We start from the raw sequence: 26071 nt of genomic DNA on the forward strand, positions 1-26071 counted from the left end.
TATATTAAATTTATAAGCTTGTTTAGTTATAAGTCTAGACAAGCTTATTTTAAATTAAGTATCTATGAATCGTATATTTATCTATGTTCTTCTTGTTTCATTATTCATATCCTGTAGTAGTTCTAAAAATGTTAAAGCTACAGGTACGTCGCAAACTTCAAAGTCGACCTATTGGCAACAGCACGTAGACTATACCATGGATATTGATATGGATGTGAACACCTACCAGTATAAAGGCAAACAAACTTTGGTGTATACCAATAATTCGCCCGACGTACTTAACAAGGTGTTTTATCATCTTTACTTCAATGCCTTTCAACCAGGAAGTGAAATGGACGTAAGGTCTCGAACCATAGAAGATCCAGACCCAAGAGTTGGTAATAGAATTAGCCAACTAAAACCAGATGAAATTGGGTATATAAACGTCATATCTTTAAAACAAAATGATACAAATTTAAACTATGAAACCGTAGGTACTGTTTTAGAGGTAGCTCTAGCAAAACCAATACAACCAGGAGAAAAAGTTACTTTTCAAATGGATTTTGATGCACAAGTACCATTACAAATTAGAAGATCGGGAAGAAACAATAAAGAAGGAGTTGCTTTATCCATGGCGCAGTGGTATCCTAAACTAGCTGAATACGATTTTGAAGGATGGCATACAGACCCTTATATTGGTCGTGAATTTCATGGTGTTTGGGGGGATTTTGACGTTAAGATTTCAATTGATAAAAATTACACCCTTGGAGGTACTGGTTACTTGCAAAACCCTAATAGAATAGGTCATGGCTACGAAACTGGTGCAATTACACCAACTACCCAAGACAAACTTACTTGGCACTTTGTGGCTCCAAATGTACATGATTTTACTTGGGCAGCCGACCCAGAATACAATCATGATACTTTGCAGGTTCCTAATGGTCCTTTACTTCATTTCTTGTATAAGCGCACCATGCCGCAAGAAAAGCTCGATAACTGGAAAAAACTGCAACCTTATGCGCAAAAACTAATGGAATTTTATAGCCAAAATATTGGGCAATACCCGTATAAACAATACTCTATTATTCAAGGTGGTGATGGTGGTATGGAGTACGGCATGTGTACTTTAATAGTTGGAGAAGGTGAATTTGATGGTCTATTTGGAGTTACAGCCCACGAAATGGCACATTCTTGGTTTCAATTTTTGCTAGCAACAAATGAACTTACCAATTACTGGATGGATGAAGGCTTTACAGAGTATTTTGGAGAACTAGCAGAAAGCAAAATCTTTAATAAGCCTTTTAGTAAACCTACACGGCGTGTTTACGATGTTTATAATTACTATGTTGAATCTGGAACCGAGCAACCACAAACAACACATGCCGATAGATTTAATTTTAATCGTTCTTCGGCAATATCTGCTTATTACAAAGGTTATATCTTCTTAAATCAACTTGGTTATGTAATTGGAAATAATAACCTTAAAAAAACCATTAAATCTTATTTTAACGAATGGGCTTTTAAACACCCCACTCCCACCGATTTTATAAGAATTGCCGAAAAAGTTTCAAACCTCGAATTAGATTGGTACTTAAATGATTGGACACGCACCATCAACACCATAGATTATGGTGTAAAGTCTATTGAAGGGGACTCTATAACTTTAGAAAGAATTGGTTTAATGCCAATGCCTATAGACCTATCAATTACTTATACCGATAACACCACTGAAAATTTTTATATTCCTTTACAAATGATGCGGGGAGAAAAACCAACCTCAGCCACAGTAATAAAGGATTGGGCTTGGTCCTACCCTACTTATAGTTTTAAAGTTTCTAAGCCTGTAAAATCAGTAGAAATAGACCCTAGTAGTAGGATGGCAGATATTAACAGAGTAAACAATGTAAAATAAAGCACCTACTCGTATTCTCCGCACTTCATTTTTTATAAGCATATCAACTATGCTTTACAAAACATATCTGTGTCAGCTATAAGAACATATTTTTTTATAACTTACTGACTTCTAACTGAAAAACTCAAGGAAGAATGACTAGGCATGCCACAATTATACTACTATTAGCTTTACTCATAGTATCTTGTAAAGATTCCAAAAACACTACTAAAAGTGTTGCTACCGTGTATTACGGTGGCGATATTTTAACCATGGTTGGCGACACTCCAGAGTACAAGGAAGCGCTGGTTGAACGGGCAGGAAAAATTGAGTTTGTCGGTGCTTCGAATAAAGCCATGGAGGTTGCTGGGCCAGGACATAAAATGACTGATCTAAATGGACAGACTCTTCTACCTGGTTTTATTGATGGACACGCCCATTTTGCCGCATTTTCTGCACAAGCTATTGGAGCTCAAATATTACCACCTCCAGATGCCGAAGCTAACAATATTGAGTCGTTAATAGAAATATTAAAAACATGGAACACACCTGAAAACAGAAGCCTAACTGGTTGGATATTTGGTATGGGATTCGATGATTCTGTACTCGAAGACAAAAGATTTCCCACCAAGCATGATTTAGATAAGGTAACCACAGAACATCCCATTATGCTGATACACATATCTGGACATTTTGCCGTTGTAAATTCTAAAGGCTTAGATGAAATTGGTTATAATGCAAGCACCAAAGATCCTGAGGGCGGTATTATAAGAAGAGAAAACGGTAACGAACCTAACGGGGTTTTAGAAGAACTTGCAGCTATTCCACATATGTTAAAAGTTATACATCCCGCATCTAATGAGGCCGAGGATATTTTCTTTAAGGCTGGCCAGGATTTGGCGCTCTCTTATGGTTATACTACAGCTCAAGAAGGCCGAGCCATGCAAAACCATAACATATTAGCAAATGCAGCCGAGCAAGGTAAAATCAAATTAGACGTTGTAAGTTATATAGATTATTTATTTACTGACCAGTTCATGGACTCTAAATGGTATGGGACATCATATACAAATCACTACAGAATTGGAGGTATGAAATTAACATTAGATGGTTCTCCTCAAGGGCGAACAGCTTGGAGAACACAACCTTATCTTATTCCACCAGAAGGGACGAGCAAAGACTACGCCGGCTACCCCGCCATACCTAATGATAGTGTTGTACAAAGCATTTATGAAACGGGTTTTAAAAATAACTGGCAAATACTTACACATGCCAACGGTGATGCGGCGATGGATCAAATGATAAGAACCATGACACCTATTGCCAAAAAATACGGAAATAGTAATAGACGCAATGTTTTGGTACATGGTCAATATATTAGAGAAGATCAATTAGATGCCTTTAAAGAACTAAATATTATCGGATCTTTTTTTCCTTTGCATACCTTTTATTGGGGCGATTGGCATAAGCAGATTATTGGAGATAGCCTTGGAAACAAAATAAGCCCAATGAGAACCGCTATAAATAAAGGTCTTAAAGTAACTATTCATACCGACGCTCCAGTAGCATTGCCAAATTTAATGCGCATGGTGGGTATCTCTGTTGAACGTAAATCACGATCAGGACAGGTTATAGGCGCTCATGAAAAACTAACACCTTATGAAGCCTTAAAAGGTATAACCGTATGGTCTGCCTATCAACATTTTGAAGAGCAAACTAAAGGAACTTTAGAAGCCGGTAAATTAGCAGATATGGTTATACTTGATAAAAATCCGCTAAAAGTTTCGGAAGAAAACATAAAAAATATCTTGGTGAATACTACCATAAAAGAAGGCCAGGTTGTTTATCAAAAACCATAAAAAAATGAAAACGTTAAGTTTACTTTTATGCATATTTACTATACACGGCTTAATATATGCACAAATACCCGATAACACCAATAATTCGGTCGCGCCAATCGCTGAGGCTGATGCCTTAGCGAAACAACTACAAAACCCTATAGCAAGTTTAGTTAGTGTCCCCTTTCAATTCAATTTTGATTTTGGTGTAGGCTCTAGTGATGGATCAAGAATGACCCTAAATATTCAGCCCGTTATCCCCATAAGTATTAGTGAAAACTGGAATTTAGTAAGTAGAATTATTTTACCTGTTATTTCCCAGAATGACGTTTTCGGTAATAGTGGTAATCAATTTGGAATAAGTGATGCTGTAGTAAGTGGATTTTTTTCGCCCAAAGCACCAACATCAAGAGGAGTAATCTGGGGAGCAGGCCCTGTTTTACTAGTACCAACTGCAACAGACCAATTGCTAGGTACTGAAAAATTTGGTGTTGGTCCCACCGCAGTAGCCCTAAAACAGACTGGGACCTTAACTTTTGGTGGCCTTATAAATCATATTTGGTCTTTAACAGGCAGTAACGAAAGAGCTGCGGTTAATGCTACATTCTTCCAACCGTTTCTTGCAAAAAACTTTGCAGGAGGTTATGCTTTAGCACTTAATACTGAACTCACCCATAATTGGAACAACAATACCTCCTCAGGGTATTTGCATCTTATAGCTTCAAAAGTATTCACCTTAGGAAAACAAATGACTCAGTTCATTCTAGGTCCCAGAATACCCTACGGTAACGGTAATACTGCAGAATGGGGTTTTAGAACAGGTCTTGTTTTACTATTTCCTAAATAGCTAATAAACTAATACCAAGCTTCTTTCTTATAAAGCTTAGACTTGGCTACACGCTCTCTGTTGTTCAATCTTAAATGTGTTTCTGTTATATGACGACTTCTATAGCCTAATAAATGAAAAAAAGATTTAGCAAAAAAATGAGCAATATTTAGGTTTACTTGAAGTATTCCCTCCTTTTTATTAGCCCAAGACACCCCCGGTAATAATACTAAAACACCATCAAACCTTACCTTTCTCAGTAGAGCTGATAATCTTAAAAAAAAGGGTTTAATAGGTTTAATTATAAAAAAGCCTTCGGAGCCCCTCTTCTGATATAATGGCATAAAAATACTACCTGTAGTGGGTGCTTTTAACTCCTTATTATTATGTATGGCTAAAGGAATACCTTTTTTTATAGGTTGAAAACTATCAAACCCATTTAACATACTAAAAGCATCTTCATTTTTAAGGCTGTGCAAGTATACCACCTCAAAAACTGCTTTAGAACCAGATGTTGCAAGAAAAAGCAGATTGTGATAATATGAAAAATCTAAGGACGACTGCTCATCTAAAACACCAGATTTTTTTAGTGATAGATACACAAATGCCTCATGATATGTAATAGCATTTAATTCGTCGTGTTGCCCAGATTCAAACCCTAAAGAAACATACCCTAATTCATTAATATAGCTTAATAAAGGTCCACTTAAATACTCTTCAATACCTAAAACAATTGGCACAGGAAACTCCTGAGAAAACTTTCTATTAATAAGAGCATCATTAATAGTAATAAATGGTAATGTTCTGCTGGAGGTTGTATGTAAGTCAATAAAATAAAAAGGCGCAACCTCGTTCTTTAAAATATCATTGAGCACTTCAAGAAGTTCTAATAACTCTGCTTCATCCGGGTTTAAAACCGTTTTTGACTTTATAATATCTATATGCGGTTTGGTCCAAAGCCTGTTTAAATCTTCGTTAATATATCGTTGATGCTTTTTTAGTGCTCTTAAATTTCCTGAAATACCATATACTACACCACGAACATGGTCTTTTGTTAGAGACTGTAAACAACTCTTAATAGCAAATACCCCCGAGGTTTCGTTACCATGAATACCAGCAAAAAAAACAACTGTGGGTCCAGGTTGTAACCCTTCTACCCTACCTATTACTCGGTTAACTTTTGTATACTTATCTAAGGCCTTACTATATACATCAATCATGTATCATGCATTATTAATCAAAATCGTTACTAGTTATTAATCCCACCAACTTATTATTTTTAACAACAGGCAAACTTCTAAAATTATGCTTCTGCATAAGGTCTTTTGCATTTTTAACCGAGTCATATTGATCTATAGTCACAATACTTGTCTGCATAAGCTTTGAAACGCTATTATGAGGAACTTTGTCTTGGGCTAAGTAGGCATCTACATCAGTTGAACTTATTAGTCCTAGTAATTCTCTATCGCTATTTATAACTGGCATATGATGAATATTTTTCCATTTCATAATATTAATAACCAAATCGACACTATCTTTTTTCCCTACGGAAAAAATATCTGAACTCATAATATGCTTTACTAGCTTGCCTTTACTAAAAAAAGACTCATCAGAATGATGCACTGTACCCCAGGCCGAAACAGGATATCCCTTTTCTTGCTTCTCATACATTTTTGCTGTTAACATTTGCATAGCCTCAAAACGATGATGTGTTTTTTGAAGGTCCCTATAGTTTCTAACCATCCATTCCGAACCATTATGCCCCCTTACCCTATTGATAATAATCTTTAAATAGTACTCGGCGTCCTTAGGAGACACCCCATACCTATAAAGCCCTTTATAAGCCATTGGTAAAAGCTCATCAATAATTAATTGATGACTAGACACATACTTTCCGTTCCAATAAAACTGAGTAGCCATTCCATATCGTGCGGCGCTAAAAAAGTTATTTTTTACATCCTTAAAATCCCATTGCTCATGGATATTATCATACTTCTTAGGCTTACCTAACATAACACCTACCCAAAACATCATATTGGCAATTTCGTCAACAGTCGTAGGCCCAGAAGGGATATATCTATTTTCAATTCTTAAGGTTGGTTTATCATTTAAAACACCATAACATACCCTATTCCAAGGGTAAACAGTTCCGTTGTGAAGTTGCAAAGCCCTTAACCTGGGTGTTTCGCCATTCTCAATCATTTTCACACTATCAAGAACAAAATCGGTTGTTAAAAAACTTCTAAAACGCGTAATATTATCCTTAAAAATATCGGTTATTGTACCTCTCTGCCAATCCCTTCCAAAACTCACCCTAGACTGCTTTTCATTAAGTAAATATGAATTGGCTCTGGTATCGACGCTTTGGGTAAATAAGGCTATTCTTGTTTCACTCCAAAGCTCTTTTCCAAACAGAAGTGGTGAGTTTGTACAAGCACTTAAAATAGGACCTGCGATAGCTTGCGCCCAATTGTAATTGTCGACAAAACCATTAGGGTTTAATTGTAAATGCATTTGAAAACTTGTATTACACCCCTCGAGCATTACAGAATCATGTAATAAATTAAGCTCATCAACACCCTTTATATGAATATCAAAACTCTTTCTGCGGCTCTTTTTAATGGCATCATTTAAAACGGTATAACGTTCCTTATTCGTCATACTACTCTCATCTACATTACTTACAGATAAAGATGGTAATATTCCAGTAAGCACAATTTTAATACCTTTCTTTTCGGCTACAGTTTTGGCCTTGTTTAATAAAGATTCTAGTTGTTTATGCAGTTTTGAAAAACACTCATTACCTAGCTCAAAAGTATCTAAATTAAGTTCCAAATTATAATTTCCTATCTCTGTGGTAAAATGACTATCATTAATATCCTCCAATATTTCTAGAGATTTGCTTTCAGGAAAAAAATCTTCATTTACCATGCAAAACTCTTGCTCTGCTCCTATTCTTAGAGGACCATCATCTATTAAGCCTTTATCTATTAGCATGTCTAGTGCTTTAATATCATTTAATAAATGATGCACGTAGTTTTCTCGGTCCTTTTTAGTGTTTAGTGAGGTTATTTTTAAATTTCCCATCCTTTATCTTGATTGGTTCTAAGGGCTAAAATTACTCCGAATGTCGCTTTTTAAATATGATTTTTATCATGAGGTCCTCATACTGGGCAGTCTTTTAATTGTAATTGCTACTTTTGTAACAAGAGAGCTACTTATGTTTTACACCTATTCGAAAAAAGAAAAACTGAAAAGTAAAAAGCTAATTGATCAAATGTTTTCAGAAGGTCAGTCTATATCTGTTTTTCCTTTACGATTGGTATACCTACCAGCTAGCTTTGAAGAATCTATTTTCGCCAAAACAGGCGTGTCTGTTAGTAAACGAAACTTTAAAACTGCCGTAGACAGAAATCGTATAAAGCGTTTATTGAGAGAATCTTACAGATTGAATAAGTCCCGCTATTTTAACAATATTTCAACACAGTACGCCCTAATGATTTTGTACATTGGTAAAGACCAACCATCGTATCAAGAAGTTGAAAAAAAAATGAATTTATTATTTGATAAATTCTCTAAAAAGATATCTAAATAAGAACTGATTACATGAAATTATTACTAAAAAAGAAGGTGCTTGTTCCTGTTTTGATTGGCGTGGTGTTTTTTACTACTACGGCCTTCAAAAAGGATTTTTTTGAAATAGCAAAGCAAATTGAAATCTTTACCACCTTATTTAAAGAACTCAACATGAACTATGTTGATGATACTAACCCTGGTGATTTAATGGATACCGCCATAAAAAGTATGCTATCAGACCTAGATCCATACACTAACTTTATGAATGAGCAAGATGTAGAAGCGGCAAGAATTAATAATACTGGCGATTATACGGGAATAGGCGCGAAAATTAAAACCCTGCTCGATAAGCTAATTGTTATAGAACCCTATAAGGATTATCCTGCAGATAAAGCAGGTTTAAAGGCTGGTGACGAAATTATTCAAATAGGAAATATTCAAGTCTCAAATTATAATGACAATGCTGGAGATTTACTAAAAGGTACACCGGGCTCTGACGTTGAGATTACCTATAAACGACAAGGTAAAACAGCTACAACTCGTATTAAACGAGCAGAAGTTGAAATAAAAGCAGTTCCGCATTTTTCTATGATTAATAGTAATACCGGCTATATTGTTTTAAGCCAATTTAGTAGAAAAGCCTATGTAGAAACTAATTATGCTCTAAGAGACTTAAAAGCCCAAGGTGCCGAAAAAATGATTTTAGATTTAAGAGGTAATCCTGGAGGACTGGTTAACGAAGCTATTAAAATAGTTAACTTGTTTGTACCAAAGAACGAATTGGTAGCCACAACCAAATCAAAAGTAAAAAAATACAATAGAACATATATCACCAAAAACGAACCTATTGATGCAAACATGCCTTTGGTTGTTTTAATTGATGGTTCTAGCGCCTCTGCAAGTGAAATTGTATCTGGAGCACTTCAAGACCTTGACAGAGCTGTTATTGTAGGCTCTAGAAGCTTTGGAAAAGGTTTAGTACAGCGCCCTAAACCTTTAACCTACGGCACTCAAGTAAAAATTACTATTTCAAGGTATTTTACCCCATCTGGACGATGTATTCAATCTTTAGATTATTGGAACCGTAATGAAAAAGGGGAAGCCGTAAGAGTAAAGCAAGAGAATTACAACGCTTTTAAAACCAAAAATGGTAGGCAAGTATTTGATGGCGGAGGTATATTTCCGGACGAAATTATAGGAGCTCCAAAAAACTCAACGATTACTAAAGCTATCGTAGACAGCGATTTAATATTTGACTTTGCAACTCAATATTACTACAACCATACCTATGATGATATAAATAGCTTATCGTTATCGGCTAATGATTTTAAAAACTTTAAAGATTATTTAATAACTCATAATTTTTCATTTGAAACAGAAACGGAAAAAGCACTTAAAAAGGCTTTTGAGACTTCAAAAAAGGAAGAGTTAAATGACAATATATCTAAAGATTATAATACCTTAATTACTAACTTAAACACATCCAAAACTTTAGTTATCGATGAAAACAAAGACTTTTTATTAAGCCTTTTAACCGAAGATATCGTAAAAAGATATGTATATAGAGAAGGTTTGTATGAGTACTACAAAATTCATGATCCTGCTATTAAAAAATCTATGGAAATACTAGCCAAACCAACAAGCTACCAAAGCTATTTAGAATAAAGAGTAGCGTATTTTATCGGATTTTTATATTGAAAGTGCTAAGAACGATTCTCTTTATCCATGAAATATTTACATATGTAGGTATGTCGTTAAAATTTAAGTAGAAAATATTATATTTATATCGTTTTCTATTCCCTACTATGACTAAATTAATAGTAACAATATTAATTGTGCTTCAGTCTACAACGCTGTTATCTCAAAATGAACTAACTCATGAGGTTTATTTTGAGACCGATAAATATGAAGTTCCTAGTACAGAGGTTAATCGTTTATTATTATTTATTTCAAAATTAACCGATGTCGATATTGAATCTATTTCCATATTTGGCTTTTGTGATGATCGGGGAGCCGATTCCTATAATTTAAGACTCTCTCAACAACGTGCTGATGCTATAAAAGCTATTTTTTCTAATAATGAAATAAGCGAAAGTTTAATAAACAATGTAGATGGAAAAGGAGAAATTCTGTTAATTATTGTTGAAGAAGAAGATGATATTTTAAAAATACGTGGTTTGAATAGAAAGGTGGAAATTATAGTAAAACCTAGGCCGCCTAAACCAAAGCCTGAAACACCCAAAAAAGTTGAACCTGAAGAAAAAGGTGTTGTAGAATTAATTAATGATAGTAAGAAGGGAGATAAAATTGTTTTTAAAAATATTTTATTTAAAACAGGCTATGCTACCGTAACACCATCATCTAAACAAACCCTTAACGACATAGCTAACGCTTTAGTTGAAAGAAAAGATATCTACTTCACCATTCAAGGCCATGTATGCTGTACACAATATACCAGAGATGCTGTAGATAGAAAAACAAAAAAGAGAAACCTTTCTGAAGCTAGGGCAAAATATGTGTACGATTATTTTGCGAAAAAGGGCATTGATAAAAGGCGTATGCGTCATTTAGGAATGCGTAGAAAATTTCCTTTAGGCGGTGATCCTAAATTTGATAGACGGGTTGAAATATTAATAACCCACACAGCAGAAGACGATGCTAATTAATCAACTATGTTTAAAACTTGGTGTTGTATTGTTACCCTTTTTTTCTGCTTAACAAGTATTGGCCAAAACACAGCTATTCCAGACAATAATTTTGAACAAGCACTAATCGATTTAGGATTAGATACACCCCCTCTCGATAATCAAGTACCAACCACCAATATTGCTAATGTTACCAATTTAGATATTAAAGGTAAGGGTATTCAGGATTTAACAGGTATTCAGGATTTTAAAGCCCTAACAAACCTTGATTGTTCGGTAAATATGCTAACAACTATCAACCTAGCACAACTTTCAAATTTAAAAATCCTGTGGTGTTTTAGTAACCAAATTAGTACTTTAAATATTAGCCAAAACACGGCATTAACAGCTTTACGTTGCGAAAATAACATGATAACCCAGCTAGACGTATCCAATAACACTAACTTGGTTGATTTAGCTTGTGAAAACAATAACCTAAACGCTATAGATGTTTCAAAAAACACCTTTTTAAGTAGGTTTCAATGTGGAAATAATGCCTTATCAAGCTTAAATGTTACCAGCAATTCAAACCTCTCATATTTATCATGTGAACAAAACCAAATAGCTAGTCTTAACTTAACTAATAATGGCAATTTAAAAGTACTACTGGTTCAAAATAACCTAGTAAATACATTAGATTTAAGTAAAAATACTGGTTTAACTACCTTAAATGCAAGCAACAATCAACTATGCCAACTTATTCTTAACAATGGTAATAACAGTAATATTATCGATATAAACTTTTCAAACAATCCTAATTTAAACTGTGTGGTGGTAGATAATCCTAATGCCGATCACAGTACTTGGATTCCTAGTACTTTTAATAATTATACCGCATCAAATGAAGCTTGTGATGCTCAAGTCCCTGTAGATTCTTTAGACGATTTTATTGGTGTAAGTTATACACTTCCCCCAATTGTAAATGGGCAGTATTATACACAATCTGGCGCTAATGGTAATAGATTAAATATTGGAGATATCATTAGCGCTTCACAAACCATATACATATATAATGAAGAGAATTGTTATCGCAATGAATCTAATTTCAATGTTTTAATTACCGATAATCCATATTACATTCCGAAGTATTTTACGCCAAATAATGATGGTTTTAATGATACCTGGGAAATTTTGGATAGTTCAAAAACGATTAATAATGTGAGTATTTTTAACCGTCATGGAAAATTATTAAAGTTTTTACCTGGAGACACTCCAAAATGGGATGGGACTTATAGAGGCCTCCCAATGAATACAGACAGTTACTGGTACGAAGTAGTTTTAAATACGGGCCAAGTATTAAGAGGTTATTTTGCGCTAAAACGTTAAAAATTTATTTACTGTCTTAACATTGCTATATGTGGAATACCATCTTCCAGATAAGATGCTCCCACGGCCTCGAATCCGCAGTTAGTATAAAATTTTTGTAAATAACACTGTGCCGAAATCTTTATAGTTTTTTGATTATAATAAGTTTCTATAGCATTTATTGACGCTTTCATAATATCATAACCGTAACTATGCTTACGTTCCTCTTTGGCCACCACAACCCGACCAATACTAGCTTCTTCAAAATACAAACCAGGTTTAAAAATTCGCGTATAAGCAACCAACTTATCTGCCTTAAAACCGAGTATATGTAGAGCATCTTGGTCTTTTCCATCAATATCTTGATAGACACAATCCTGCTCTACCACAAACACCTCACTACGCAATTGCAATAACGCATATAAATGAGCTTTGGATAATTCATCGTACGATTTTATCTTAATACTTAACATATCGATTTAACTTAATCCTGTACAATCACATCTTTAACATCATCTTTACCATATTCTGGTTGAATATTTACATGATTGATATCGTATTTATTAAAAACCAAATCTTCAATATCGTGTAAAATAACATCAAATTGAGACAAGGTAATATCTTCATGAAAATCGATATGAGCCTCCAGATGAATTTCATCTTCGTTTAACTGCCAAACATGAACATGGTGCACATTTTTTATACTCTTAAAAGCATTTATCTCGTTAACAATAGTATCTATAGGAATAGAATCTGGTGTAAAAAGCATGAGTACTCTAGTAGAATTCTTCAACAAATCAAAACCCATCCAGATTAAATAAATAGCAATAGCCAAAGTAAGTAAACTATCCACCCAATATAACTGATAGTATTTCATGAGCAAACCACCAATTAATACCGCCACACTAGCCATCATATCTGTTAACAAGTGCAAATAAGCACTTTTCATATTCATGTTAGCTTTAGAGTCTTTCTTTAGTAACAACACGCTAAAACCATTGCCTAAAATAGCAATAAGAGATAACCAAATAACTAAATTAGATTCGATAACTTCGGGATTTCTAAATCTTTTAAACGCTTCAATTATTAATAAAATAGCTACAATCATTAGTGAAGCCGCATTAATAAAAGCCGCTAGAATTTCGGCGCGTTTATAACCAAACGTTTTTTTTGTTGAAGCTTTCTTTTTGGTTAATCGATTGGCAACATAGCTAATTATTAGTGATAAAACATCACTAAAATTATGCAAGGCATCACTTAATAAAGCCAAACTGCCAGATACCAAACCACCAATAACCTGTGCTACGGTAATACCAATATTTAATAAAATAGATATAACAAGATTCCGACCCTTTAAATCGGAATGATCATGTGCGTGGTTATGCCCATGATGCTGTCCCATTTAACAAGATAAAGGAATTTTATCGATACGGTTTTGATGTCTTCCCCCCTCAAACTCAGTGTTTAAAAATACCTCAACCATCTCGAGCGCTTGCTTAATAGCTGTAAACCTAGCGGGAATACACAAAATATTAGCGTTATTATGACTTCTAATAAGGTGTACAATTTCTTTATTCCAGCATAAACCGGCCCTAATTTTTTGATGTTTATTAGCGGTCATTGCCACACCATTGGCACTGCCACAAATTAAAATACCATAGGTAGAATTACCATTTTCAACATCCTTTGCTACTGGATGTACAAAATCTGCATAATCTACACTATCATTGGCATCGGTACCATAATTATTAACAGTAAAACCTTTAGACTCTAGGAGTTCTTTAATAGCAAATTTATAATCGGTTCCTGCATGGTCATTCCCAATAGAAATTGTCATAACGTTTTTATAATTTAAAGAAGTACAAAGGTAACAATTATAAACATTGTGAATGTTGGTATTAATTACTTGTTAATAACTGTTCATTAGTTTATAAAATTTAAACTAGGAGAATTCATTTATTTTTTCAATCAGTAACATTTAGGTAACATACAAATAACTTAATGTAAATTTTTGGTTAAGTTATAAGCATTAAAAGGTATAGTTTTAAGCCATGTTAACATGACTATTTATTAAAAATTCTTGTTAATAGCGTTTTCTAACAATTGTTAATAGTATTTTACTAGAGCTTTAAAATAAATAAGTTAAGTTTTAAAAAGCTGTTTATTTCCTATCAACAATTTTCAATAAGATACATTTCAAAATAAACTAGAAAAAAGTTATGCCACATATTAACACACTATAATAACTATAATTTTATTTTTAAAATTTTTAAAAGAAAATATATATGTAGTATATAATGTGGATAACTATAAAAAGCTAACTCGTCTTAGTTTATGTTATACAGTATTGGACAGGACAGTTTGGTATTAATTATGTATTAAATTGTATTTTAAACAATTAACCTTTATTATGAAACAAGTTTACTTCTTTATTTTATGTCCATTACTATTATTCAGTCAAATCCAAATAGGTGATGATATAGATGGAGAATTAACGATTGCAGGCGATAATTCAGGTAGATCTATAAGTTTTTCTGCTGATGGAAGTGTTGTTGCTATAGGAGCTCCAAACAATGATGGTAATGGTTTAAATTCAGGTCATGTAAGAATCTATAAGAATATCAATGATTCATGGGTTCAAGTAGGTAGTGATATTGATGGTGAAGCTAGAGGGGATAATTTCAGTGAAGTAAGTTTATCATCTGATGGTAATGTAGTTGCTATAGGAGCATCTTCTAATAATGGTAATGGATCGAATTCAGGCCATATAAGAGTTTATAAAAATATAAATGATTCATGGGTTCAAGTGGGGAATGATATAGATGGGGAGTCGGCCGGGGATGGTTTCGGTGTAAGTTTAAGTTTATCCTCTAATGGAGATATAGTGGCTGTGGGGGCATATTTTAATGATGGTAATGGAGAAAACTCAGGTCATGCAAGAATCTATAAGAATATCAATGATTCATGGGTTCAAGTGGGTAGTGATATTGATGGTGAAGCTGTTGATGATTTATCAGGTTGGACTGTATGTTTATCTTCTGATGGTGGTATTGTGGCTATTGGAGCTCCGAGCAATGATGGTAATGGATCAAATTCAGGTCATGTAAGAATCTATAAAAATATAAACGATTCATGGGTTCAAATAGGTAACGATATCGATGGAGAAGGAGTAGGTGATAACTCAGGTAGAAATGTTAGTTTATCCTCTAATGGGAATATAGTGGCTATAGGGGCTTATTTTAATAACGGTAATGGTTTAGATTCTGGCCATGTACGAGTTTATAAAAATGTAAATGATTCATGGGTTCAAGTAGGTAGTGATATTGATGGAGAAGCAGAAGGAGATTTTTTTGGGTCAAGTGTAAGTTTATCTTCCGATGGTGGTATTGTTGCAATAGGAGCAATATTGAATGATGGTAATGGATCAAATTCAGGTCATGTAAGAATCTATAAAAATATAAATGATTCATGGGTTCAAATTGGTAGTGATATTGATGGAGAAGCAGCAGGGGATCAATCTGGTGAAGCGGTAAGTTTATCCGCCGATGGAAGTATGGTTGCCATAGGCGCATTTTTAAATGACGGAAATGGATTTAATTCAGGTCACGTTAGAATTTATAAGAATGTATCAGATGTTTGGACACAGGTAGGTAGCGATATAGATGGTGGTGAACCTATAGGTGGCTCATCGGGTCAAAGCGTTTCTTTATCAGCCGATGGTAATATCGTTGCTATAGGCGCAAGATTAAATAATGGCAGTGAAGAAAGAGCTGGTCATGTTCGTGTGTTAGAAAATGTATCGGGAATTTGGACCCAAATAGGAGATGATATTGACGGTGAAGCGAGACTAGATGAATCTGGATATAGTATAGATTTATCACCTGATGGAAATGTAGTTGCAATAGGAGCGGTAAGAAATGATGGCAATGGAATAAGTTCCGGACATACAAGAGTTTTTGAGAATGTATCAGGAATTTGGACCCAAATAGGTGAAGATATTGATGGTCAAGCCCGTGGAGATTTATTTGGATACAGTGTAGGTTTATCCTCTGATGGCAATATTGTTGCTATTGGAGCTGCACAAAATGATGATAATGGTTCATCTTCTGGTCATGTACGTGTTTTTGAGAATGTATTAGGTTCTTGGATTCAAATTGGTAATAATATTCCAGGAAAAGGAGCAGGAGATCGTTTTGGAATAAGATTAAGTCTAGCTTCAAATGGAAATGTAGTTGCTGTTAGTTCTGAGTTCAATAATGGAAACCCGACATCATCAGCCTATGTACGTATTTTTGAAAATATTTCAGGTACTTGGACTCAAATAGGGAATGATATTGAAGGAGAATCAGCTAATGAACGTTTTGGATTCGGATTGAGTTTATCATCCAATGGAAATGTTGTTGCTATAAGTGCGCCTTTTAGCGATGTAAATGGAGGTGATTCTGGTTATGTTAAGGTATACAAAAATATATCTAATGTTTGGACACAGATAGGTACAGATATAAATGATGCTATAACAGGAGATTTTTTTGGAAGAAGTGTAAGTTTATCGTCAGATGGCAGTATTATTGCTATTGGAGCTGCAGGAATTGACAGTAATGGAGCTACAACGGGTCATGTAAAGATTTATAGAAACATATCTAACGTTTGGACACAAGTAGGTACAAGTATAAATGGAGAAGCTGAAGGAGATTTATCAGGGAGCAGTGTAAGCTTATCTTCAGATGGCAGTATTGTAGCTATAGGAGCTCCTGGAAATGATGGCAATGCCATAGATTCCGGTCATGTTCGTGTATATAATTTAAGCGCAGTTTTATCAACACAAAGTTTTGAAAAAGATTATTTTTCATACTATCCGAATCCCGTAAAAGATTTTTTAAATATTAATATAAATAAAGGCTTAGAACTAAAACAGGTTAATATTTATAATCTGCAAAGTCAATATTTGTATTCCGTAAAATCATCAAAAATAGATGTAAGCAATTTATCAAGTGGTTTTTATTTTATTGAGGTGGTTACTAATGAAGGGAAATCTGCTAAGAAGATTATAATTGATTAAAAAATAAGTTTATGAAGCAATTATTGATTTTAATATTATGTCCGTTTTTTCTAATTGGACAAACGCAAATAGGTCAAGATATTGACGGAAAAGATAGTTACGTAGACAATCTTTTCGGTAAAAGTGTTGCTATGTCTTCAGATGGTACTATAGTAGCTGCTGGAACACCAAATAATGACGATATAAATGGAAACAACTCAGGTCAATTGCGTGTTTACAAAAATATAAATGGGACTTGGATTCAAATAGGAAATGATATTAGTGGTGACGTATCACAAGATAATTTAGGAGAAAGTGTGAGTTTATCCTCAGATGGGAGTATTGTAGCTGTTGGAGCGCCAGGAAATTTTAATAATTTAGAAAGTTCAGGTTATGTAAAGATATACCAAAATATAAATGATAATTGGGTGCAAATAGGAAATGATATAAATGGAGCAGCTGCAGGAGATGAATTTGGTTTTAGTGTAAATTTATCCTCAGATGGAAGCATTGTAGCAATAGGCGCTCAAAATGCTCAAAATGTTAGTATTTATAAAAACATATCTGGTATTTGGACTCAAGTAGGAAGTACTATTGAAAGTGAAGGTAACGAATGGTTTAGATTTAGTTTAAGCTTATCTGATGATGGAAATATATTAGCTATTGGTGCGCCACATAGTTTTAATGGAAATAACTTAAGAACAGGGCTTACACGTATTTATGAAAACATAGCTGGTACATGGACGCAAGTAGGAAATGATATTGATGGAGAAGCAAATAGAGACCAATCAGGTTTTAGTATAGACTTATCATCGAACGGCAGTATTGTTGCTATAGGAGCTGTATATAACAATGGTTCTATAAATTCAAGTGGACATGTACGTGTTTATGAGAATATTGGTAATTCATGGACTCAAATAGGAAATGATATTGATGCCCAAATAGGAGATATTCGATTAGGACATAGTGTTAGTTTATCTTCTGATGGTAGTGTTATAGCCATTGGTGCGCCAACGAGTAGTACAAATAATTACAGATCAGGTCTTGTTAGGGTATATAGATATAATGGTGTTTTTTGGAATAGTGTTGGATTGGATATTAATGGAGAGGGAAAACAAGATTATTCTGGTGAAAGTGTAAGTCTATCTTCTGATGGTAATACTATAGTAATTGGCGCCACAAGAAATTCTGGGAATGGCCTAAATTCTGGTCATATAAGAGTGTTTGAAAATATAAACGATACATGGACTCAAATAGGAAATGATATTGATGGTGATATTGGTATTTCGGGTGACAATTTAGGAGAAAGTGTAAGTCTATCTTCAGATGGAACTATTCTAGCTATTGGCGCTCCTAGATACGACTCCGCAAAAGGAAGTGTACGTATTTACGAAAATATTAATGGAAATTGGATCCAAAAAGGTGATGATATAATTGGAGAAGCTAATCATGATTTATCAGGTTCTTCTGTAAGTATGTCTTCAAACGGAAACATTGTAGCTATTGGTGCTCCAAGACATGATGGAATTAACGGATTTAATTCTGGTTATGTTCGAGTTTTTGAATTTAATAATGGTAATTGGACACAAATAGGGAGCGATATATATGAACCAATTATTAATAATTTTGGAGAAAGCATTAGTTTATCAGCAAATGGAAATATTGTAGCTATTGATAGTTTAATTGTTTATGAAAATATAAATAATAATTGGGTTAAATTAACTGAAGATATAACTGAACAATCTCTTACTATAGGTGCGCAAAATGTAAGCTTATCTTCAAATGGAACCATTATAGCTGTAGGTGTACCCTCAGATAATACCTTAACAGGAGGACGTGTTTATATTTTTGAAAACATAAATGGCATTTGGACTCAAAAAGGCAATGATATTACAGGTGAAGCAGAATATGATGCATCTGGATTTAGTTTAAGTTTATCTTCAGACGGAAATATTGTAGCCATTGGAGCTCCTTTTAATGATGGAACAGAAGAGGGTTCTGATACTGGACATGTGCGCGTTTATAAATATATTAATAATGCATGGACACAAATAGGTGATGATATAGATGGGGAAGCAGCAAATTATAATTTTGGATTAAGTCTAGAACTCTCATCAGACGGAAGTATTGTTGCTATAGGCTCACCATTTAATAATGGCAATGGTACTGCTTCTGGGCATGTACGTCTTTATAAAAACATAAATGATGTTTGGACACAAATAGGCAATGATATAGATGGTGAAGCAGCAGAAGATTTTTCAGGTACAAGTGTTAGTTTGTCTGCAGATGGAAAGGTTGTAGTTATAGGAGCTCCAAACAATGATGATAATGGTCTTTCTTCTGGTCATGCTCGTGTATATGATTTATCAGCAATATTATTATCAACAAAAAGTTTCGAAAGAGATTATTTTTCATATTACCCAAATCCTGTAAAGGATATTTTAAACATCAACTTAAACAAAGATTTAGAATTAAAACAAGTAAACATCTACAACATCCAAAGCCAATATTTATATTCAGTAAATTCATCAAAAATAGATGTTAGTCAATTATCAAGCGGCGTTTATTTTATTGAGGTGGTGACTAATGAAGGTAAATCTGCTAAGAAAATAGTGATAGATTAGATATCAACTTATATAGGTCAAGGCTCACAATAATGTGGTCTTTTCCATAAATTAATCATAAAGAAATATAGGTTTCATATTAAAGTTGTAGTTTTGTTTAAAACAATAATGAGTCTTCTCCTTTAAACACCATTATTGATTAACACAATTTCCTGTATCTTAGGATATTGAAATGATTACAAAATTACATGAGTAAAAAAAGAAAAGGAAAGTCCAGAAAAAAAGGAATTTCCAACCTAACAAATACTATTCTAAGTATTTTAAAAAAAGATAGAAACCAAGCCTTTAATTATAAACAAATAGCCGCTAAATTGGGCGTTAACGATGCCAGTAGCAGAAACCAAATTATAAAAACACTTGCTAAACTCGCTGCTAAGCAAGAAATTCAACAGGTAGACCGAGGTAAGTTTAAAGCCATTATTAATACCGAGTATCATGTTGGTATTTTAGATGTGTCTGCTAAGGGTAGCGGATACATTATATGCGAAGATTTTGATGACGATGTGTTTATAGCCTCGAATAACATAAATAAAGCCTTAAACGGCGATGAGGTAGAGTTTTATGTCTATAAAAGACGAAAACGCGGTAAAATAGAAGGCGAAATCACTAGTATTATAAAGCGAGCAAAGTCAGAATATGTAGGTGTTATTCAAATTCAAAAAAACAGTAATTATGCCTTTGTTGTTCCAGACAGTAATAAGATGTACAAAGATATTTTTGTACCAATCAATAAAACACTTAAGGCAGAAGATGGTGATAAAGTATTGGTTTCTCTAGAAGATTGGCCTGAAAAAGCCGATTCTCCCTATGGAAAGGTGATACAAATACTAGGAAAACCTGGAGAGCATAACACCGAGATTCATGCCATATTAGCTGAATACGGCTTAACACACGAGTTTCCTTACGAAGTAGAACAATTTGCTAATCAATTAGACACCGCTATTACTAAAGAAGAAATAGCAAAACGCAGGGATATGCGTAAAGATTTAACTTTTACCATAGACCCCAAAGACGCTAAAGATTTTGACGATGCTTTATCTTTTAAAGTGCTAGAAAACGGGTTATACGAAATAGGTATTCACATTGCCGATGTGTCGCATTATTTGAAAGAAGGCACTGTTCTTGATGACGAAGCTTACGACCGTGCAACCTCGGTATATTTAGTAGATAGGGTTGTGCCAATGTTGCCAGAAGTGCTATCCAATAACGCCTGTTCTTTACGTCCTAATGAGGAAAAATACACCTTTTCGGCTGTATTTCAAATAAATGATAAAGCTGAAATTAAAAAGGAATGGTTTGGAAGAACCGTTACCTACAGCGATGCTCGATTTGCTTATGAAGAAGCGCAAGCAATTATAGAGTCTAAAACTACAACCATTCCTGCAGCAGTATCTTTAACTGGAAAAGCATATCAAACTCATCAAGAATTAGCAGATGCGATTTTAAAGTTGGACGAGTTAGCTAAAATTATGCGAGGACAACGTATGAGGAATGGAGCTATTTCTTTTGATAAAGTGGAAGTAAAATTCAATTTAGATAAAGATAACAACCCTGAGGGCGTATTTTTTAAAACAAGTAAAGATGCTAATAAGCTTATTGAGGAATTTATGCTTCTTGCCAACCGAAAAGTATCTGAGTTTATAGGGAAACAAAACCCAAAAAAAACATTTGTGTATCGTGTGCACGATGAGCCGGACGACAGTAAATTAGCGGCATTACAAAATGTAGTAGGCCGGTTTGGTTATAAGCTTAATTTTAAAGACAGAAAGAGCACTACAGCCTCTTTAAATAATTTATTAAAGGACGTGGTTGGTAAAAAGGAACAAAATCTCGTAGACACACTTGCCATTAGGAGTATGAGTAAAGCAGAATACACAACTCATAATATTGGACATTACGGTTTAGCATTCGACTATTATAGCCATTTTACCTCACCAATTCGTCGATATCCAGATGTCATGGCGCACCGTTTGCTACAACAGTACTTAGATGATGGAAAATCGGCTAATGAGGCAGATTATGAAGAAAAATGTCAGCATTCAAGCTCTATGGAAATGTTGGCTACTAAAGCAGAACGCGATTCTATTAAGTATATGCAAATACGCTTTATGGAAGATCATAAAGATCAAGAATTTGTAGGAGTTATTTCGGGCGTTACCGATTGGGGTATTTACGTAGAAATTATTTCGAATAAATGCGAAGGCATGGTTAGTGTAAGAGATATGAAAGACGATCACTATGCTTTCGATCAAGATTTATATGCCATGGTAGGTCGAAATACTAAAGTTATGTATCAGCTTGGCGATGAGGTTGTTGTTAAAGTTAAAAACACCGACCTTGTTAAAAAGCATCTTGACTTTAATTTAATAGGTAAATTTGAAGATAAATAAAACATAGAACTACAGTCTTATAATGGAACAATTATTGATAATCTTAGCTAAGAATAGAAACATAAGTATCATGAAAATAGTAGTTTATTTTGGCATTCTTTTTTGTGCGTTCGTAGGTTTTTCGCAAGAGTCTATGCAACGAAGCGTTGGAGAGTTTAAAGAGTTAAAGGTTTACGATTTATTAAATGTAGAACTCATAAAGTCAGATCAAAATAGAGCAGTTGCTAGCGGAGACAATGCGAGTAAAGTGGTTTTTGTTAATAAAAATGGAAAGCTTAAAATAAAAATGGATCTCGACGAATCTTATGATGGCGCCAACACCCATGTTAAATTGTTTTATACGACAATTGACATTATTGATGCTAACGAAGGGTCATCGGTTATAACTAAGGAGCCCATTAAGCAATTTGAAATAGAATTATATGCCCAAGAAGGTGCCACCATTAACGTTCCTGTTAATGTTACTTATACCACTTCGAAGGCTGTAACAGGTGGTATTATCGAGGTTGAAGGCCAGTCTAAAAAGCAAAAAATCTCCTTATTCACCGGAGGTAAATTTAAAGGAGAAAACCTAGAGTCCGAAAATGCAGAAGTATCTATTAATGCTGCTGGAGAGGCCTATGTTAATGCTACTAAAATGGTGGATATAAAAATGAGAGCTGGTGGCGACGTTTATATTTACGGTAATCCTGAAACTGTTAATGAAAGTAATGTTTTTGGTGGTAGGGTTAAACGAATGAACTAAACGAAGTACAATACTATATTCGTAAAAAAGCCATCTAATTAGATGGCTTTTTCTTTATGTATAGAGAATTTATGACGATTTTTTAACCCATACAAAAACTATACAATGGCTTTGCTAGCCCTTATTTTCATTATCTTAGTAACACTACAACTAAAAAACTACAAACGTGAAGCTAATTAAGGCATGCCTATTTAGGCTATGTGTAATGTTGTATCTGTGCAATATTTATGGGCAAGAGCAACCCCCCATTAAAGTATTTTCTGCAAAAGATTATGGTGCCGAAACGCAAAATTGGTGTGTTTCTCAGTCTAAAGATAGAAACATATATGTTGCTAATAATAAAGGTTTATTAGAGTATAATGGTGCGCGTTGGACCTTATATAATTCACCTAATGAAACCATCATCCGCTCTGTTAGCGTTATTGACGATTTAATATATACTGGAAGTAATAGTGAGTTTGGTTATTGGGAAAAAAACCAGTTTGGAACACTTCATTATACCTCTCTATCAACAAAATTAAACATAGAGTTTGAGGATGAGGAAAACTTTTGGAACATAGTTAGTCTTGAAGATTATATCCTATTTCAATCCTTAAAGAAAATTTATATTTTCAATAAAACAGACAAAAGTTACAATACTATTGATTCGAATACTATAATCTACAAAATATTTAAAGTAGATGAGAGCATATATTTTCAAAAAATAAATGAGGGGGTTTATAAAATTGAAAATGGAGAGGCGAAGTTAATTTCAAACCATGAAGTAATATTAAATAATAGATTAGTAAATATATTTAAGAGGAACGGTTCATTACTAATTGAAACTGAAAACAATGGGTTTTATGTTTTAGAGAAAAATATATTAAACAGGTGGGACATTCCAGCTAATAAACAACTTTTAGAAATTAGTGTTTTTAGAAGTATTAAATTAAAAGATGACAGCTTTATTTTAGGAACTAGATCTAATGGCATTGTTCATTTAACGTCAACAGGGGAAATAGATTATACTATTGATGTTATTCATGGATTAAGTAACAATACCGTGCATGGGGTCTTTGAAGATGAAGAAAACAATATATGGTTAGCTCTTGAAAATGGAATTAATTGCATAAATATCGAATCTCCTTTTAGTATTTATACAGATGAGAACGGTAGGATAGGTACTGTTTATACATCAGCGGTTTTTAATGATTACCTCTATTTAGGCACTAATCAGGGCTTGTTCTATAAACCGGTGGGAAGTGATGACGAGTTTCGAATTGTCGAGGGTATTCAAGAAGTTGTTTGGAATTTGGTAGAAATTAATAATACCTTGTTTTGTGGACATGATACAGGTACCTCTGTAGTTAACGGGGTAAATTCTCAAAAAATTAATGATATTCAACATTGTACCTGGGATATTAAACCTTTACCAGAAAACCCTAACCTGTTAATTCAAGGTAACTGTAACGGACTTTACGTATTAGTAAAGCTTGGAGGCAGATGGGTTTTGAGAAATAAGATTCAAGGTTTTGATTTATCAAGTCGCTATTTTGAAATTTATAACAATCACATTTTCGTAAGTCATGAATATAAAGGAGTTTTTAGAATAAAACTAGATAATGATTTTACCAGGGCAGTGGGTATTGACAAGTTTCCTGGCATAGAAAAAGAGTTGAATTCAAGTCTAGTAAAATATAAAGACAATTTATTGTTTGCATACAAGGATGGGGTACATAAGTATAATGAAGTTAACAATACTTTTGTAAAAGACTCTTTGTTAAGCAGATTATTTAAGAATGAAGAGTATACTTCAGGAAAGCTTATTTATTCACATAAAACCAATACCCTTTGGGCTTTTTCCAAGAATAATTTAAACTATCTATCTCCTGGTAAATTAAGTGATGTACCAAAGGTCAACAATATTTCGCTTTCTCAGTCGTTGCCACGTGGTTTAACAGGCTATGAAAATATTGCTTATTTAAAAGAACAAAAATATTTAGTTGGCACGTCAGCGGGATATACCATTGTCGATCTGGATAAGTTGCCTAATAAAGACTATAAAATAACCTTTAATTCTATAACAAAGCAAAAAGTTGGCACAACCCCTCATGCCATTAATATGCTTGAAAATGGTAATTTTAAAAACAATGAGAGTAATATTCAGTTTAATTATAGTGTTGCGGAGTTTGACAAGTACATTGATACAGAATATCAATTTAAATTAGAAGGAAACTATCCTGAATGGAGCGAATGGTCTACCAGTGCCTCAACGTCATTTAAGAATTTAAGTTATGGTGACTATACTTTTAAAGTAAGAGCTCGAGTTGGTAATAAGATCACAAATAACACGCTAGAGTACGCGTTTAGTATTGAAAGGCCATGGTACTTGTCGAATAAAATGATCGGCCTTTACATTGGTATAGTCCTTTTGTTTTCTTGGTTTATGCATAATGTTTACAAACGCTACTACAGAAAGCAAAGAGAGAAACTGCTAGAACAGTCTCAGCAAAAATTAGAATTAAAGGAGTTAGAGAATAAGCAACAACTCATGCGTTTTAATAATGAAAAATTAAGGCAAGACATAGAAAACAAAAACCGTGAGCTGGGTATATCGACGATGAGTTTAATTAAAAAGAATGAATTTTTAAACACTATTAAAAAGGAATTACTAAATGCTGATAATACTGGAAAAAGTATTAAGCAAGTTATTAAAGTTATTGATAGAAACTTAAATAATACCGACGACTGGCATGTCTTTGAGGAAGCATTTAATAATGCCGATAAAGACTTTCTAAAAAAGATTAAATCATTGCACCCAGAGTTAACTTCAAACGACTTAAGGCTTTGTGCATACCTAAGACTAAATTTATCATCCAAAGAAATAGCCCCTTTGTTAAATATATCACCTCGAAGTGTTGAAGTTAAGCGTTATAGATTGCGAAAAAAAATGAATTTAAAGCATGAATCGAGCTTAACAGATTATATTTTGGAAATATAAGAACACAACATTTCCTTTTTTTACCTATACAGAGCCACAACATCTACTTATAATAGCTTGGTTTTGAAAGATTTCTAAAGTCTTACATTTATTGGTAAAACCACATTATTATTGAGGTTTTAATAAAAAAATACATATTTTTTTACGATGTATGTTTTTTGTCGAGGTGTAATTTATCAAATCAATAGTATCATT

At 33.7% G+C, this 26071-nt stretch carries 17 protein-coding genes; 12 read left to right on the forward strand and 5 right to left on the reverse strand.

Annotation, left to right across the window (positions count from 1 at the left end; genetic code table 11):
- Positions 1–64: 64 nt before the first annotated feature.
- From E5D58_RS13710 to E5D58_RS13720, 3 genes are all read left to right on the forward strand, one after another.
- Complete coding sequence (locus tag E5D58_RS13710; RefSeq protein ID WP_136482722.1) at positions 65–1891, forward strand: M1 family metallopeptidase; 1827 nt, start codon at positions 65–67, stop codon at positions 1889–1891.
- Between the two features lie 134 nt (positions 1892–2025).
- Positions 2026–3729, forward strand: coding sequence for an amidohydrolase (locus E5D58_RS13715; RefSeq protein ID WP_136482724.1), 1704 nt, complete (start codon positions 2026–2028; stop codon positions 3727–3729).
- A gap of 4 nt (positions 3730–3733) precedes the next feature.
- Entirely contained in the window at positions 3734–4555 is an 822-nt protein-coding gene (locus E5D58_RS13720; RefSeq protein ID WP_205660322.1) for a hypothetical protein, read from the forward strand.
- 8 nt (positions 4556–4563) lie between these two features.
- On the opposite strand, the gene E5D58_RS13725 is transcribed toward E5D58_RS13720, so the two are convergent.
- Complete coding sequence (locus E5D58_RS13725) at positions 4564–5754, reverse strand: M14 family metallopeptidase (RefSeq protein ID WP_136482726.1); 1191 nt, start codon at positions 5752–5754, stop codon at positions 4564–4566.
- A gap of 13 nt (positions 5755–5767) precedes the next feature.
- Positions 5768–7621 carry a CBS domain-containing protein gene (locus E5D58_RS13730; protein ID WP_136482728.1) on the reverse strand — a complete coding sequence of 618 codons (1854 nt, stop codon included), beginning with the start codon at positions 7619–7621 and terminating at the stop codon, positions 5768–5770.
- Between the two features lie 40 nt (positions 7622–7661).
- On the opposite strand from E5D58_RS13730, the gene rnpA reads away from it, so the two are divergent.
- The 4 genes from rnpA to E5D58_RS13750 all read left to right on the forward strand — a co-directional run bounded on the left by rnpA (position 7662) and on the right by E5D58_RS13750 (position 12120).
- Positions 7662–8129, forward strand: a complete 468-nt coding sequence (gene rnpA / locus E5D58_RS13735; RefSeq protein ID WP_317129285.1) for a ribonuclease P protein component — start codon at positions 7662–7664, stop codon at positions 8127–8129.
- Between the two features lie 11 nt (positions 8130–8140).
- Positions 8141–9775 (forward strand): S41 family peptidase, encoded by a 1635-nt coding sequence (locus E5D58_RS13740; RefSeq protein ID WP_136482730.1) that lies wholly within the window; start codon positions 8141–8143, stop codon positions 9773–9775.
- Between the two features lie 140 nt (positions 9776–9915).
- A complete protein-coding gene (locus tag E5D58_RS13745; protein WP_136482732.1) occupies positions 9916–10776 on the forward strand; it encodes an OmpA family protein in 861 nt (286 codons plus the stop codon).
- Between the two features lie 6 nt (positions 10777–10782).
- Positions 10783–12120, forward strand: coding sequence for a T9SS type B sorting domain-containing protein (locus E5D58_RS13750; protein WP_136482734.1), 1338 nt, complete (start codon positions 10783–10785; stop codon positions 12118–12120).
- Between the two features lie 8 nt (positions 12121–12128).
- Here E5D58_RS13750 and E5D58_RS13755 read toward each other — a convergent pair whose 3' ends face one another.
- Genes E5D58_RS13755 through rpiB form a run of 3 tightly spaced genes read right to left on the reverse strand, consistent with a single transcriptional unit; the run spans position 12129 to position 13936 of the window.
- Positions 12129–12572, reverse strand: a complete 444-nt coding sequence (locus E5D58_RS13755; RefSeq protein ID WP_136482736.1) for a GNAT family N-acetyltransferase — start codon at positions 12570–12572, stop codon at positions 12129–12131.
- Between the two features lie 11 nt (positions 12573–12583).
- The gene (locus E5D58_RS13760; RefSeq protein ID WP_136482738.1) at positions 12584–13501 is read right to left on the reverse strand and encodes a cation diffusion facilitator family transporter; all 918 of its coding nucleotides are present in this window, start codon (positions 13499–13501) and stop codon (positions 12584–12586) included.
- A complete protein-coding gene (gene rpiB / locus E5D58_RS13765; protein ID WP_136482740.1) occupies positions 13502–13936 on the reverse strand; it encodes a ribose 5-phosphate isomerase B in 435 nt (144 codons plus the stop codon). It abuts the gene before it with no gap.
- A gap of 573 nt (positions 13937–14509) precedes the next feature.
- On the opposite strand from rpiB, the gene E5D58_RS13770 reads away from it, so the two are divergent.
- The 5 genes from E5D58_RS13770 (at position 14510) to E5D58_RS13790 (ending at position 25876) form a co-directional block, all read left to right on the forward strand.
- A complete protein-coding gene (locus tag E5D58_RS13770) occupies positions 14510–17158 on the forward strand; it encodes a T9SS type A sorting domain-containing protein (protein ID WP_136482742.1) in 2649 nt (882 codons plus the stop codon).
- A gap of 11 nt (positions 17159–17169) precedes the next feature.
- Positions 17170–19761 carry a T9SS type A sorting domain-containing protein gene (locus tag E5D58_RS13775; protein ID WP_136482744.1) on the forward strand — a complete coding sequence of 864 codons (2592 nt, stop codon included), beginning with the start codon at positions 17170–17172 and terminating at the stop codon, positions 19759–19761.
- 188 nt (positions 19762–19949) lie between these two features.
- Complete coding sequence (rnr, locus tag E5D58_RS13780; RefSeq protein ID WP_136482746.1) at positions 19950–22151, forward strand: ribonuclease R; 2202 nt, start codon at positions 19950–19952, stop codon at positions 22149–22151.
- Between the two features lie 70 nt (positions 22152–22221).
- Entirely contained in the window at positions 22222–22896 is a 675-nt protein-coding gene (locus E5D58_RS13785; protein WP_136482748.1) for a head GIN domain-containing protein, read from the forward strand.
- Positions 22897–23062: 166 nt separating this feature from the next.
- Complete coding sequence (locus E5D58_RS13790) at positions 23063–25876, forward strand: helix-turn-helix and ligand-binding sensor domain-containing protein (RefSeq protein ID WP_235835923.1); 2814 nt, start codon at positions 23063–23065, stop codon at positions 25874–25876.
- The last annotated feature ends 195 nt before the right edge of the window (positions 25877–26071 follow it).

Origin of the sequence: Cognatitamlana onchidii (assembly GCF_004804355.1) — a bacterium.
GTDB lineage: Bacteria > Bacteroidota > Bacteroidia > Flavobacteriales > Flavobacteriaceae > Cognatitamlana > Cognatitamlana onchidii.